At 44.5% G+C, this 13,754-nt stretch carries 15 protein-coding genes; 5 read left to right on the forward strand and 10 right to left on the reverse strand.

Annotated elements, in window-relative coordinates:
* Position 1: 1 nt before the first annotated feature.
* Both CLV27_RS00480 and CLV27_RS00485 read right to left on the reverse strand, forming a co-directional pair.
* A complete protein-coding gene (locus CLV27_RS00480; protein ID WP_165863649.1) occupies positions 2 to 1,144 on the reverse strand; it encodes a cation:proton antiporter in 1,143 nt (380 codons plus the stop codon).
* A gap of 8 nt (positions 1,145 to 1,152) precedes the next feature.
* Positions 1,153 to 1,377: a hypothetical protein gene (locus tag CLV27_RS00485; RefSeq protein ID WP_132524712.1), complete on the reverse strand. Its 225-nt coding sequence runs from the start codon at positions 1,375 to 1,377 to the stop codon at positions 1,153 to 1,155.
* Between the two features lie 83 nt (positions 1,378 to 1,460).
* On the opposite strand from CLV27_RS00485, the gene rsmD reads away from it, so the two are divergent.
* The 3 genes from rsmD to uvrC are packed head-to-tail and all read left to right on the forward strand — an operon-like array spanning position 1,461 to position 4,433.
* Positions 1,461 to 2,036: a 16S rRNA (guanine(966)-N(2))-methyltransferase RsmD gene (rsmD, locus tag CLV27_RS00490; RefSeq protein ID WP_132524714.1), complete on the forward strand. Its 576-nt coding sequence runs from the start codon at positions 1,461 to 1,463 to the stop codon at positions 2,034 to 2,036.
* A gap of 4 nt (positions 2,037 to 2,040) precedes the next feature.
* Complete coding sequence (locus CLV27_RS00495; RefSeq protein WP_132524716.1) at positions 2,041 to 2,691, forward strand: 6-carboxytetrahydropterin synthase; 651 nt, start codon at positions 2,041 to 2,043, stop codon at positions 2,689 to 2,691.
* Positions 2,688 to 4,433, forward strand: a complete 1,746-nt coding sequence (gene uvrC / locus CLV27_RS00500; protein WP_132524718.1) for an excinuclease ABC subunit UvrC — start codon at positions 2,688 to 2,690, stop codon at positions 4,431 to 4,433. Before CLV27_RS00495 ends, uvrC begins: the two co-directional genes overlap by 4 nt.
* On the opposite strand, the gene CLV27_RS00505 is transcribed toward uvrC, so the two are convergent.
* Genes CLV27_RS00505 through gyrB form a run of 4 tightly spaced genes read right to left on the reverse strand, consistent with a single transcriptional unit; the run spans position 4,428 to position 7,789 of the window.
* Positions 4,428 to 4,841, reverse strand: coding sequence for a gamma-glutamylcyclotransferase family protein (locus tag CLV27_RS00505; RefSeq protein WP_132524720.1), 414 nt, complete (start codon positions 4,839 to 4,841; stop codon positions 4,428 to 4,430). The two genes, uvrC and CLV27_RS00505, sit on opposite strands and share 6 nt — an antisense overlap.
* A 25-nt stretch (positions 4,842 to 4,866) precedes the next feature.
* Positions 4,867 to 5,136, reverse strand: a complete 270-nt coding sequence (locus CLV27_RS00510; RefSeq protein WP_132524722.1) for a DUF2442 domain-containing protein — start codon at positions 5,134 to 5,136, stop codon at positions 4,867 to 4,869.
* Positions 5,121 to 5,363, reverse strand: a complete 243-nt coding sequence (locus tag CLV27_RS00515) for a DUF4160 domain-containing protein (RefSeq protein WP_132524724.1) — start codon at positions 5,361 to 5,363, stop codon at positions 5,121 to 5,123. Before CLV27_RS00515 ends, CLV27_RS00510 begins: the two co-directional genes overlap by 16 nt.
* 11 nt (positions 5,364 to 5,374) lie before the next feature.
* Entirely contained in the window at positions 5,375 to 7,789 is a 2,415-nt protein-coding gene (gene gyrB / locus CLV27_RS00520; protein ID WP_132524726.1) for a DNA topoisomerase (ATP-hydrolyzing) subunit B, read from the reverse strand.
* A gap of 144 nt (positions 7,790 to 7,933) precedes the next feature.
* Here gyrB and CLV27_RS00525 point away from each other — a divergent pair, with 144 nt between their 5' ends.
* The gene (locus CLV27_RS00525) at positions 7,934 to 9,682 is read left to right on the forward strand and encodes an ABC transporter substrate-binding protein (RefSeq protein ID WP_132524728.1); all 1,749 of its coding nucleotides are present in this window, start codon (positions 7,934 to 7,936) and stop codon (positions 9,680 to 9,682) included.
* On the opposite strand, the gene CLV27_RS00530 is transcribed toward CLV27_RS00525, so the two are convergent.
* From CLV27_RS00530 to CLV27_RS00540, 3 genes are read right to left on the reverse strand one after another with little or no spacing between them, the layout of a single operon-like run.
* The gene (locus tag CLV27_RS00530; protein ID WP_132524730.1) at positions 9,679 to 10,089 is read right to left on the reverse strand and encodes a metal-dependent transcriptional regulator; all 411 of its coding nucleotides are present in this window, start codon (positions 10,087 to 10,089) and stop codon (positions 9,679 to 9,681) included. The genes CLV27_RS00525 and CLV27_RS00530 overlap by 4 nt on opposite strands.
* Positions 10,090 to 10,134: 45 nt before the next feature.
* Positions 10,135 to 11,601 (reverse strand): FAD-dependent oxidoreductase, encoded by a 1,467-nt coding sequence (locus CLV27_RS00535; protein ID WP_132524732.1) that lies wholly within the window; start codon positions 11,599 to 11,601, stop codon positions 10,135 to 10,137.
* A gap of 12 nt (positions 11,602 to 11,613) precedes the next feature.
* Positions 11,614 to 12,147: a Uma2 family endonuclease gene (locus CLV27_RS00540; protein ID WP_132525518.1), complete on the reverse strand. Its 534-nt coding sequence runs from the start codon at positions 12,145 to 12,147 to the stop codon at positions 11,614 to 11,616.
* A 70-nt stretch (positions 12,148 to 12,217) separates the two neighbouring features.
* On the opposite strand from CLV27_RS00540, the gene CLV27_RS00545 reads away from it, so the two are divergent.
* On the forward strand, positions 12,218 to 13,186 hold the full coding sequence (locus CLV27_RS00545; protein ID WP_132524734.1) for an ADP-ribosylglycohydrolase family protein: 969 nt from the start codon (positions 12,218 to 12,220) through the stop codon (positions 13,184 to 13,186).
* Here CLV27_RS00545 and CLV27_RS08465 read toward each other — a convergent pair.
* Positions 13,183 to 13,401, reverse strand: a complete 219-nt coding sequence (locus CLV27_RS08465; protein ID WP_165863650.1) for a hypothetical protein — start codon at positions 13,399 to 13,401, stop codon at positions 13,183 to 13,185. The genes CLV27_RS00545 and CLV27_RS08465 overlap by 4 nt on opposite strands.
* Positions 13,402 to 13,754 lie beyond the last annotated feature (353 nt).

Here is a 13,754-nt window from a genome sequence, read left to right on the forward strand (position 1 = left end):
GTTAGATTTTAAAAATTTCACTTAAGATGTCTTCTTCAACTTCCCGGGGTAGCCTGTTGGAGATTATGGAGGAAATCAGAGAGGTTGCGACGATTATTAATAGTAGCGAAACGTAAGTTTCTTCGTCTATTATTCCAGCTTTTAATCCGAAGAGAGAGGCAACAATTCCGAAAGTCAGCCTTAGGTTAAAGAACAGGCCAGCCAGCTTGTAAACAGCCCCTCTAAAAAGGTTTGCCGTTGCATAAACAGTTCCTATGTACTTTGTAACAAAGGCAATCGTTCCTAAGAAAAGGGAAAGGAAAATAACCTTAGGGGAAATCACTGAGAGCTTTACGGAGTAGCCGGCTTTAAAGAAGAAGAAGGGTGCTAAGAAACCGAAAATCAAAGCTTTTATTTTCCTCTCTGTAACGAAGTCCTTTTTCATGAACTCTGCAAAGAATATTCCGGTCGTGAAGGCCAAAACGGCCTCGTTTATGTGAACTGTTTCCGATAAAAATCCCAGTCCAATCAGCATAACTATTATGAAGCGGGTCTTAAACTCAATGTTGTTTTTTGCGTACCTGTCAAAGAGTTTTTCTCCCCACTTAGGGAGTCTCACGAGTAGCAGAAGGAGGGCTACTGAAAAAAGTAAGTTATAGATGTTGATTCCTTCAAACAGGAAACTCATCGTTAGCATACTTGAAATGTCAACGACCATCGCTCCTGCAAGCAAAATCTGACCGGCCGGAAGGCGGAGGATTCTCTTCTCTTTAAGGAGGGGATAGACGAGGGCTAAGGAAGTTGTTGAGAGGGCAATACCTATGAGGACTGAAGCCTCAAAGGAGTAGTCTAATATGTAGTGGGTAACGTAAAAAATGCTGATTAGTGGGAAAAAGTAGGAGCAGAAACCTATGAATAAGCTTTTATATAGGTGTTTTCTCATAAGTTCTGGATCTGTTTCAAGGCCTGCAAAGAACATAAGTCCTAAGAGGCCAAGGTTAGAAAGAAAGTCCAGCCAGCTAAGATTTCCTAAATTAAGGGCATTTGAAGCAAATACTCCGGCTACTATTTCAAGGATGGATGATGAAAAGCCAATTTCTAAAGCTCCAATTCCGGCTAAGATTATGAGGACGCTTACTATGAGGCTTTCGGTCTGTAGTTTCACTTGAAAGCCTACACCTCTAATTCTTCAATGAAACTGTAGGAGCTCTGAGGAATTATTAGAGTCCTTCTCTTTCCACCCTCTTCCTTTATTCTTTTATACTCCGCAACGTCGCCGGTGTCAGTAAAGTAGCCGCTTACTCTAATGTGAGCATCGTTTAAAAATTCAAGCTCCTCTGCGAACATGTAAGCTCCTTCGGCACAGTTTGGAGAGAAGAATACAAGGTATACCTTCATTTTCGTCCTCCGTTCTTGACTCTTAAAGCTATTTTAGCAAATTTTAAGTTTTGATAAGTTTTAAAACTTTTAAGGGTGGAGTTATGAGAATAATCGGCGGTAAGTATAAGGGAAAGCGGCTAAAGTCTCTACCAAAGAGAGAGGATACAAAGCTTTTGAGGCCAACTACCGATAGGGTAAAGGAGTCTGTTTTTTCCATTCTTAACAACTACCTTGAAGGGGTAAAGTTCCTTGACCTTTTTGCCGGAACTGGAAACGTTGGCATAGAGGCACTGAGCAGGGGTGCTGCTAAAGTCATCTTTGTTGAGAACGATAAAAGGTTCTGTAAGCTTATAAGGGAAAACCTTGAAAGACTTGGAGTTGAGAAGAACAGGTATGAGATTATCTGCGATGACTACGTTAACGCCCTAAAGAGGCTGGCAAGGAGAGGAGAGAAGTTTGACTTCATCTACGCCGACCCTCCCTATGAAAAGGGTTTCTACACGAGAATAGTTCACATGGTTAAAAACTTGGGACTCCTTGATGAGGACGGCCTCCTTATGCTGGAAGAGCCAAAAAACGACCCCTTCTTGCCGGACGATGAGGACTGGATTGTTGAGAGGAGGGGGTACGGCACAACCCTTGTAACCTTTGTTAACTTCCACCCAGACGGAGAGTGATGCCATGTTTGAGATTTCTAAGACTTTTGAGTTCTCGGCAGCCCACTCTGTCTTTTCACAGCGCTTAAGTAAAAGGTGGGCTAAGAACGCCTACCCAAAGTGTAGGAGACTCCCGGGGCACGGACACAACTATAGGCTTGTTGTTTACTTGCAGTCAGAAAAACTTGACTCCTCCCAGATGGTTACGGACTTTGGACACCTCAGGTGGCTTAAGGACTTTATTGGCGAGTGTTTTGACCACAAGCTCATTTTGAGCTTTGAAGACCCTGCTTTTTATGTTCTACTGGAAAAACTGGGACTTTTGAAGAATGAGACCTTTTCCCTTCCTGTTGAAGGGGCGCAAGTAGAGGCTGTTGCTGTTAAGGAGGACTACCGTTTAGAGAAGTTTAACTTTAAGGAGATGGAGCTCTCCAAGTTTAGCTCCTATACTTTTGTCTCTTTCCGCTACCTTGGAGAAACTTCTACTCCTGAGGGTGACTTCTACAGCAGGCTTATTGACGGCATTGCCTTTTTTAGAGGCTCTCCCACTTCAGAAAACTTGGCAAGATTCTTCTATTACTTTGTGAATGAAAACATTAAACCTTTGGGCGTTAAGTGCTCTAAGGTTTCTATATTTGAGACTCCCTCTTCCTGTGCAACCTTTGGAGAGGTATGAGGGAAAAGCTTAACCTTGTTCCGGACGCTCCGGGCGTTTACCTCTTTAAGGACGGGGAAGGTAACGTTATTTACGTTGGAAAGGCCAAGTCCCTTAAGAACAGGCTTTCTACTCACCTAAACTGCACAGACCCAAACGAAAAGAGCTACCGTATAGTAAGAAGCGCCAAGGACTTTGACTTTATCGTCGTTAAGAACGAGAGGGAGGCCTTAGCCTTAGAGGCAGAGCTCATAAAGAAGTACCTTCCCCGTTTCAACGTCCTTTTAAAGGACGATAAGAGTTACCCTTACATTGTGATTACGGAGGAAGAGTTTCCAACTGTTAAGGTTGTCAGGAAGAAGGATTCTGTAGAAGGTGAGAGGTTTGGTCCTTTTATTCCTGCAAAGAACGCCAGAGCTCTAAAGGAGCTCCTCCACAAGGTCTTTAAGCTGAGAAAGTGTAAAGAGCTCCAAAAGAGAGATAAACCCTGCCTTCAGTACTACATTGACCGCTGCACAGCTCCCTGCTGTGGCTACGTGAGTAAGAAAGATTACAGGGAACAGGTGAAGGGAGCTCTCTCCTTTTTGAAAGGAAACGTAAGGAGCTACATCTCTCAGCTTTACAACCAGATTGAAGAAGCTGCTGAGAGGCTGGAGTTTGAGAGAGCTGCTATCCTGAGAGACCAGCTGATAGCCATAAAGGGTATTTATGAAAAGTCCTTGGCCTTTTTTGAGGAGCATCGCAGTTGTGACGTTTTTTACCTTGAAAAGAGAAACGGTCTCTTTTACGGTGTAAAACTGACCGTCAGGAACGGTATTGTCTACGGGAAAGAGAACTTTACTTTTGACCCGATTGACCCGTGGGATGAGGGAATTTTGAGGGAGCTCTTTGAGTTTGGCGTTTCGCAAGTTACGGAAGACGTTGTAGGGACTATCTGGCTGAAAAACACTTACGAAGGGGAAGAAAAGCCTGATGAGATACTTGCAAGCTTTAAGAGCCTTGACCCCCGCTTTGAGACAAAACCCATTCCAGAAGGAATTCTCCAGCTTGTTAAGAAGAACAGGACATTTAGCAGTGTAAACATTAACTTGGCGGAGCTCCAGAAGGAGTATGAGAGCGTATTCCTTGACTCTTTCCCTCAGAGGGTAGAAGTTTTTGACATTTCCACTCTTCAGGGAACGGGAACGGTTGCCTCCTGCGTTGTCTGGGAGAGGGGACAGTTTGTTAAGGACGATTACCGTAGGTATAGAGTAAAGACCGTTAAGGGTGTAAACGACTACGCCTCAATGGAAGAGGTGTTAACGAGGCGTTTTAGGCGTATAAAGAACGGAGAGGTTAAAAAGCCCGACTTAGTCCTTGTTGATGGTGGTGTAGGGCAGTTAAACGTTGCAATTAAAGTGAGGGACTCTTTTGGTCTTGACCTTAGGGTCTTCTCAATTGCCAAGAAGGAAGAGATAGTTTATACCGACGATGGAGAAGTTGTTGAGACGAAAAGGTATCCCCACCTTTACAGGTTCTTTACAACTTTAAGGGATGAGGCCCACAGGTTTGCCCTTGCCTTTAACAGGAAGGTGAGGAATAAGCTAATGGTCAGTAGTATCTTTGATGGAATAAAGGGGCTTGGAACGAAGAGGAAAAAGCTCCTTGAAAAGTTCTATCCAGACCCGAAGGAGCTCTCCCACGTAACTCCGGAGGAGCTCGTAAAAATAGGGATACCCAGAAAGGTAGCAGAAGAAGTAATAGAAAGGGCTAAAAAGCTATAGCTTTATGAGCTTCTTTACAAACTCCTTCCAGTTTCCAAAGGGAACTTCTGTAAAGGAGAGTTTTCCGGCTACGGTAGGGTTTAAAAGGTAAACCCAAGCGTCAACAAAGTCCCCAAAGGGAATTAACCTAACGGGCTTCTTAACCCTTATGTAAAAGCTCTTTTCCGGAAAGTTCTCATAGAACTCTTCAAAGAAGTCTATGGCAGAGAGGGTTAAGGAATCTACCCTGTAGACTTCACCAAAAACCCTTCCCTCTCCCTCTACAACTCCCGGGTATCCTTCGTCTAAGTGGAGGAGCTTTGCCCCGTATAGAATCCCGTGGGCGACGAACTCAGAGTCAAGAAGGAAAGCGTGGGCCGAGAGCCCCGACATTAGCGTTCCGTAAACAAAAAGGAGCTCGTAGTACATCTTTTACTTTCCCTTTTAGAATTCCTTAGGCCTTCTCTACAAGGGAGTCGTGTAGCAAAAACTCTTCCCTTAAAAGATACTTGATAGAAATGTCCTCGTCTATACTTTCCCAGTGGATACCAGTTCCATTAGCAGTCAGATAGTAGTTGTTCCTTTCTTCTGGAGAAGCCTCTTTAAGCCTCGGAAACCAGTCAAGGGGGACACCTATTTCTCTTCCATCCCTTAGCTCAAAGTAGATTTTGTCATCTGTGAAACGAATATTTTTAACTCCTATATCTCCTATCTTCCGTGCCATTCCCTGTATGCCTCCAAAAACTTTTCAAGGTTCGTTTCTACTATTTCAAGTATAGTGCTCGGTTCTTTACGAGAAAAGCCAAAGTTCTCTGCAACGGAAACGTTTGGCTTAAGCCATATCTTAGCTTCGCATCCACCCTTAACTACGTGAACGTGTGGAGGTTCTATTCCTTCGTTGGAATAGAAGAAAAAGCGAAATCCTTTCTCTCTATGAAGAGTAGGACTCAAGGCTCTCTCCGTTACACGTCTAAGAACCTTACCTCCTTGGCGAACTTCTGGATGAACTCTTTACGGGGCTCTACCTTGTCACCCATCAGGATAGTGAATATCTCATCTGCCTTTACGGCGTCCTCAACGGATACTTTGAGGAGCGTTCTGTTTTCTGGGTTCATAGTGGTTTCCCAGAGCTGTTCTGGGTTCATCTCTCCAAGACCTTTATAGCGCTGAACGTAAATTCCTTCCCTTCCGGTGTTAAGGAGGTAACTGTAGAGCTCCTCCAGTGTAGAGAACTCCTTTACCTCTCCTTTCTTAGTCTTAACCCTATATGGAGGCTGTCCGAGCTCTTCCCTTATCCTTCCCTTTAAGCCTCTTCCCTGCTTGAAGAGGTCTGACATTAAAAGGTCCTCATCTATCACGACGCTCTTTTTAAGGTATTTGTCAAAAGGAATCCTGCACATAATCCTGAATGTACAGTGCTCCTTGTCCTCTACGATTTCAAACTCTGTTTCCCTTAGAGATTCTGGAAGGTTCTTCCTTATCTCCTCTACGAGCTTCTCTGTCTTCTCCCTTTCGTACAAGCTCCTGTAGTCTGCCTTAACTCTCAGCAGGATGTTCACTATGTCCCTGTTCCTTCTCTTAGAAAGGATGGAGACCACTTTCTCTAACTTCCTAAGCTCCTCAACGATTTTGAGAGCTCTCTCCCTCTCTATCTCGTTACCCTTACCGTCAAGGAGAGTTACAGAGTCTAAGGCAAAGTCAAGGATTACGCCTTCAAGCTCCTCGTCGCTCTTTATGTACATCTCCCTCTTGCCCTTCTTAACCCTGTAGAGGGGAGGCTGGGCTATGTAGAGGTGTCCCCTTTCAACAATTTCTGGGAACTGTCTAAAGAAGAAGGTTAGAAGGAGCGTTCTAATGTGAGCTCCGTCAACGTCTGCGTCTGTCATTATGATTATCTTGTGGTAGCGTAGCTTGTTTATGTCAAAGCTTTTTCCGACGCCCGTTCCAAGGGCTGTAATTATCGTCTTAATCTCGTCGTTTGAGAGGACCTTTTCTATCCTTGCTTTCTCTACGTTGATAATCTTTCCTTTTAGTGGAAGAATGGCCTGAAACCTTCTGTCCCTTCCCTGCTTAGCGCTTCCACCGGCAGAGTCTCCCTCAACTAAAAAGAGCTCACACTTTTGAGGGTCTCTCTCTGAACAGTCTGCAAGCTTTCCGGGTAGGGAAAACTCCTCAAGAGCTCCCTTCCTCCTCGTCAGCTCCCTCGCCCTCTTTGCAGCTTCCCTTGCCCTTGCAGCGGTTATCACCTTCTCGGCTATCTTCCTGCCAATATCTGGCCTTTCGGAGAGGAAGGAGTAGAGCTTATCGTAAACAATTGAGGCAACTATCGGCCTAACCTCAGAGTTACCAAGCTTGGACTTTGTCTGTCCTTCAAACTGGGGATTTGGAACTTTTACAGATATAACGGCAACGAGTCCTTCCCTTACATCATCGCCAGTTATTGAAAGCTTTGAGTTCTTGGGCAGTAGGTTGTTCTCCTCTATAAACCTGACAATTGCTTTTGTAAGTGCTGTCCTAAAGCCTGTTACGTGAGTTCCTCCCTCACGGGTGTTGATGTTGTTGACAAAGCTGAAAACTTGTTCGGTATAGGTTGAGTTGTACTGGAGCGCTACTTCAACAATTACGTCGTCCTTCTCTCCCTTTATGTATATGGGTTCTGGGAAGAGAGGGTCTTTCTTCTCGTTTATCTTCTTTACAAACTCAACGATTCCTCCCTCGTAGTAGAAGACCTCTTCACGGGGAGGCTCTACCCTTTCGTCCCTTAAGGTTATCTTGAGGCCTTTGTTGAGGAAGGCAAGTTCCCTTAGTCTGTTGGCAAGGATATCCCAGCTGAATTCTGTAACTTCAAAGATTTCTGGGTCTGGCTTAAAGGTTACTATCGTTCCCCTTTTAGTTGTTTCTCCTATGCACATGAACTCAGTTACAGGTTTTCCTCTCTCGTAAACCTGTCTGTAGACTTTTCCGTCCCTGTGGATTTCTACCTTTAACCACTCTGAGAGGGCGTTAACTACAGAGACTCCAACGCCGTGAAGACCACCTGAGTACTTGTAGGCCTTCTTCTCAAACTTTCCACCGGCGTGGAGAACCGTCAGAACTATCTCGGCAGCAGGTTTTCCGTACTCTGGATGTATGTCAACTGGTATTCCTCTTCCGTTGTCCTCAACGGTAATTGAATTATCCTCGTGGATTACAACGTTTATCTCGGTACAGTATCCGGCTAAAGCCTCATCAACGCTGTTATCAACGATTTCAAAGACGAGATGGTGAAGTCCGTAGCTACCGGTGTCTCCAATGTACATTCCCGGCCTTTTACGGACGGCCTCAAGTCCTTCAAGAACCTTTATAGCCGATGCGTCGTACCTTTCCTCTTTTGCCATTGACACTCCTTCCTCTGGGAATTTTGGAGTTTAGATTATATCAAGAGCTTATGAAAATCAATGGTTAACGTAACTTTAGGGTTAACAGCTGTATTCTGATATTTGTAGAATTTGCCTTTAAGTTGGAGAGGTGAGAGAAGGAAAATGAAAGTTGTTTGGAAATTAATCCTATTTATTGTCTTGATTATATCTGCTTTTACTCTGGCGCTCTGTTTTGTTCCTGAACCTTCAGAGAAAGAGGAAAGTTTTTCTGTCGGTAAGCCAGTTGACCTTGAAAAGGTGCGTTTTCTGCCGGGAAAGTACGGGGGAACTCTTTACTTAGCGGTTTCCTCAGACCCGAAAACTTTTAATCTTGTTATGGCTCATGAAACTTCTTCAACAGACGCCGTTGGGGAGCTCTTTGAAGGTCTAACAGAAGTTGATATTAAAACCTTAAAACCGAGGGGAGCTTTAGCCGAAAGCTGGGAAATTAAGGACGGAGGCCTTCGCTGGATTTTCCACCTTAGAAAAGGCGTAAAGTGGTTTGACGGAAAAGAATTTACGGCAGACGATGTTGTTTTTACCTATAACGAGATTTACTTTAATCCGAAAATACCCAACTCAACGAAGGACATGTTTTTAATTGATGGAAAACTTCCAAAGGTCAGGAAGATAGACAGATATACGGTTGAGTTCCTACTTCCAGAGCCTTTTGCTCCTTTACTCTACTCTCTCTCTGCACCGATATTTCCAAAACACGTTCTTGAAGAGGCTGTAGAGAATGGAAAGTTTATGGAAACTTGGACTGTTTCTACTCCCCCTGAAAATCTTATAGGAACGGGGCCTTACAGACTCGTTAAGTACGTTCCGGGACAGTATCTTGTTTACGAGAGGAATGAAAACTACTGGAAGAAGGACGAAAGAGGAAACAGACTTCCCTACATAGAGAGGAAGGTTAAGTTCATACTGCCTGATAGGAACACTCAGCTTTTAAAGTTTAAGGCTGGGGAGCTCCACTTCTACGGCCTCAGTGGGGACGACTTCCCAGAGCTTAAGGAGGGAGAGAAGAAAGGAAACTACACGATATACAACCTTGGTCCCTCTTTAACGGCAGACTTTCTGTGCTTTAACCAGAAAAAGGGTGCAATTCCCGACTGGAAGTGGAAACTCTTTACGAACAGGAAATTCCGCTGGGCAATCTCCCACGCAATTGATAGAAAGGGGATTATCCTCACCGTTTACAACGGTCTTGGCTACCCTGTTTACTCTCCCGTTACGCCTGCAAATAAACTCTACTGGGATGAGAGCTACCCTAAGTTCCTTTACGATTTAGAAAAGGCCAAAAGACTCCTTGAAGAGATAGGTCTTAAGGACAGGAACGGTGACGGCTGGCTTGAGACCCCAGACGGCCACAAAGTAGAGTTTAACCTACTTACAAACTCAAACAATCCGGCAAGGGTTCAGATAGGTGCTATTATCAAGCATGACTTAAAGAGGCTCGGCATAGACGTTCACTTTCAGCCCCTTGACTTTAACAACCTCGTTGAAAAGCTCCTCCACACCCACGACTTTGATGCTGTGATAATTGGGTTAACTGGGAGTATTGACCCTAACGGTGGTAGAAACGTCTGGATGAGTAGGGGACAGCTTCACATGTGGAATCCGGAGCAGAAAACACCGGCAACCGAGTGGGAGGCAGAGGTTGACAGGCTCTTTGAGGAAGGAGCTAAGGAGATTGACTTTAAAAGGAGGGTTGAGATTTACAAAAAGGCCTACAGGATAATAGCCTACGAGCAACCCCTTATCTACATAGCAGCTCCTTTAGTCCTTGAAGCTGCAAAAAATGAAGTTAAAAACTTTTACCCGACAGTTTGGGGAACTTACGAGCCTGAAAGGATGTTTTTAAAGCCTTAGAGCTTCCTCTTAAACTCTTCTTGTAGTTTTTTTTCGCGGAAGAATTTCGTCAGTTTCTTTATTCTCTCTACTGTTTCCGGTGATAGGTGGTGCTCCATTAGACAACCTTCTTTCTCTGCAACTTCTTCCGGCAGCTGAAGGACGGTTCTCATAAAATCAATGATGGCCTTGTGTTTTCTGTAGAGATTTTCCGCGTAAGTTTTTCCTTTTTCAGTTGTTTTTACGTAGCCGTAGGGTTCGTAGTGGATAAATCCTCTTTCTGAAAGCTTTTTTAAAACTTCAGTAACGGCAGACATACGGACGTTTCTTTCAAGAGCTATTTCCTTTACTCTCGCAACGCCGTTTTTCTTTTCAAGCAGGTAGATAGTTTCTAAGTAGTCTTCAAGTCTTGGAGCAAGCTTTTCCATTGTTTTGTACTCCTGAACTAACTTAAGTGTATTTAAAATTATAACTTAGCTCTTAACTTTTATGCCACAGTGCTGGCACAGGGAGCTCTCCGAAACGATAAACAGATTTTCACCACAGGGTTTCTCAGGCTTTGGATGGTAAAAGTCTAAAGAGAACCATATTCTTTCTGAAAGTCCGAGTTCCTTCAGTATTCGTTCGGCTACATTCCTACCGTCTCTCACAGCGGTAACGGCTGAGGACATTCCGTTTAGGACGTCTCCAGCAAGGTAAATTCCGTTCTCGTAAGGTTTCTCTCCGGAGATTCCAAAGGCTTTAAGGAACTCCCTGTCCTTTTCAAACCCTATGGCCGGAACGAGGTAGTCAAACTGGAGCTTGCCGCAGGAGAACTCTATTCTATTCCCTTCAACTGCTACGGGAGTGCAGTTGGTATAAATTCTGACGCCTTCCCTCACCGCCGCTGATATTTCCTTCTGCTGGGCTTTCATCTCTTGAGATTCCCCTCTGTAGAATACGAGAGCTTCCCCTCCGTTTCTTGCAGTGAGCCTTGCTACGTCAAAGGCAGTATCCCCTGCACCGATAATGACTACCCTTTTGTTTTTAAGCTCTGGTGGGTTTTTAAGGAAAGATAGAGGATAAATAATTGCAGGATTTCCACTTGTTGGAATGTTGAGTTTCTTCTCAACCTGACTTCCAGTCGCTATAACGATAGCGTCGTAATCCTTAGGGGGTGATTTAATTTCTGTTCCTGTGAAGATTCTTACGTTCTCAAATGAGGTGATGAAAGCGATTTCCTTCCTCATTAGCTCTTTATTTAGCTTAAAGTCAGGGATAACGTTTAGAATTCCGCCGAGTTCCCTTTCCTTTTCAAAAATGTCAACCTTCACACCGGCGGAGGCTAAATAGTAAGCGGCTGTAAGTCCGGCAACTCCTCCACCTACAACGGCAACTTTTTTTTCAACCGGAGGAAAGAAGGGTTTTCTTCTTTTGATTGGCGTTTTTTCAAGGAAGATTCTTCCAAGTTCTGCGTGTACTTCCCTTATCTTTAAGGGTCTTTCCGGTAAAACTCCACACTTTTCTTCACAGGGTGCAGGGCATATTCTGCCGAGGGTGAACGGGAGTGGAGCTCTCAAAAAAATTGACCCGAGGGCTCTCTCAAAATCTCCTTCCTCTGCGTAGCTCATGAATGTCGGAACGTTTATCCCTGCCGGGCAGAAGTCCTCGCAGGGAGACGTTTCCCTTTTACTCCCTTTCTTGGCATCAACCGCCTGAAGGACATAGAGAAGGAGTTGAGAAAGGACAAGGGCGACTGAGCCGTAGTTTAGTGAAAATCCTAAAAGGTAGAGGTAGTAGAAGGGAAAGAGGAATATGACGAGGAACGCTATTCCCGTTAAAGTTCTTCCCTGATAGACTTGTCCAAGCCCCGGGAGGATAAGTGAGAGAAAGAAAGCTTTTTTCCTCTTCTGGAGCTCTTCCTTTCCTAATTTACTGAAGAACTTGTCCGGCTGCACCATTACTCTTTTCTTCTAAGGCCAGATTCTTGAAAAGTCTAAGGAAAGCTTGCACTTTTTGAGGTTAAAGGTAAACGTATCTTCTGTTACGTCAAGAACCTTTTTATACTTGTCACCCTCAAGCTTGAAAATTCTTGCCTTTTTTAGGTCTGGATAGACGAGGACGTAGTATTCCACTTTTTCCCTCTCGTAGAGCTCTCTCTTTAATCCTTCATCCTTTTCGCTCGTGCTTTCAGAAACAACTTCAAAGATTATCTGAGGAGCTTTTAATATCCTATCTTTGACTTTATCGCAAATTACGTAAACGTTTGGTCTTACAACTGTGTGCTCGTCTATTACGTAGTCGGTGTCTATGCCTACAATGCAACCTTTACACTCTTTTTCTATGGCTTCGTCCAAGAACCTAAAGAGCTTTCCTACAGTCCTCTGGTGTTGTATAGAAGGGGAAGCCAAAGCGTAGGCTATTCCTTCTATAAGTTCCCAGTTTCCTTCCCACTTTTCGTAGTCTTTGAGTGTATATTTTGGCAGGTACTTTATAGCTAAGTTCATAATCTTTATCCTCTTAGCTTCATAAAAGCTCTTATATTCTAACATGCAAAGACTACGGTTTGGAGGAAGGATGCTTGAGGAGAAAATCAGGGGAGCTGTTCTTGGCGCTGCGATAGGGGATGCCCTCGGGACTCTCGTTGAGGAGATGGACAGGGAAACTGTGAAGAAGGCCTACGGTGGGGCAATAGTTGGTTTTACAGAACCTTCACCTCTGTCTGTCTGTCCTCACCTTAAGAAGGGACAGTACTCACACGAAACACAGATGTTCTTACTCGTTCTTGAGATTTACGCAGAGAAGGGTAGGTTTGACGAGGAGCTCTACGTAGAGAGGCTGATTGAGTGGGTAAAGGACGAAAAGTCCCACAGGTATCCTGCAGGTTCTCACATAAACGCAGCCCTTTCTTACGCTGCCGGCGTTGACCCGTCAGAGGCAAGGGTGAAAAGTGCCGACATTGACGGGGCAGTTCCAGCGCTTGCTGCCGGAATCTTTCGCTGGGACAGCAGTTACGATGCTTACGAGGAGGGAGCTCTCATCGCTTCCGTTACCCATAACGACGAGGCACTCATAGATACTGCCGGCGTTCTTGCAGTTGCCGTTTCTGAGGTCATAGGAGGAAGAGTTTTACTTTCAACAACCGACGATAGACTCGGCTTTGTTGAGATACTCAGGGAGTTTGCAAGGACTGAAATGGTAAGGGCTTACCTTGACATGGTTTCTCAGGTTCTAATAAAGAACGTTGATTCCTTAGACGACGTTATACTGATGCTTGGAAACGGAAGCTTTGCCCCTGAAGCCTTTGCGATTTCTCTTTACTTGGCAGTTACTAACGTTTCAAGCTTTAGAAATGCCGTTTTAAAGGCCGTTAACTCCTACGGGGACTTTGGAGGGGATACAGACGCCATTGCCTTTATAACCGGTGGGCTTGTTGGGGGATATTTAGGAGCTTCTGCGATTCCTTCCGACTGGATTGAGTGTTTGGAGAGTGCGAACTACTTTGACCTTGTTGTTAAGAAACTGATTGATAAGATGAAAGTTTAAGTGAGGGGGATGAAATCCCCCCTCAGACTCCCCCCTTTGAAGATGAAAGCTTCTCTTCTACCCCTTCCTTTAAACTCCTCCCCATAGAAACAGAACCTGTCCACTTTTTCGGGCATTTCAACCAGCGGTGAGGATATGATGGCTGAATGTAAGTCGTGCGTTGCAATCCCGTTCACTTTTTCGGGCGTTTCAACAAAGTTTTCCCGTGTTATCAAACAGGTAGTCAAGCAAAAACCGTTGCAATCCCGCTCACTTTTTCGGGCATTTCAACACTCAAAAAATCCAAACCCAGAGGTAATAGCGAGTAGAGAATTGTCGCAATCCCGTCCACTTTTTCGGGCAGGCAATTGTGAGGGGGGATGATAATCCCCCCTCAGACTCCCCCCTTTGAAAATATGAAACCTGTCTTTTTTCCCCTTCCTTTAAACTCCTCCCCAGAGAAACAGAACCCGTCCACTTTTTCGGGCATTTCAACAGCAAAAATCTGAAAGTATTGGAAATCAATATCTCCAGAACTTAAGATTTCCATCAAATTCTGTAACTCATTGAAAATTAGCTTTTCCGAGCA

The sequence above is a fragment of the Phorcysia thermohydrogeniphila genome (assembly GCF_004339575.1).
In the GTDB taxonomy this organism is placed as follows: Bacteria; Aquificota; Aquificia; order Desulfurobacteriales; family Desulfurobacteriaceae; genus Phorcysia; species Phorcysia thermohydrogeniphila.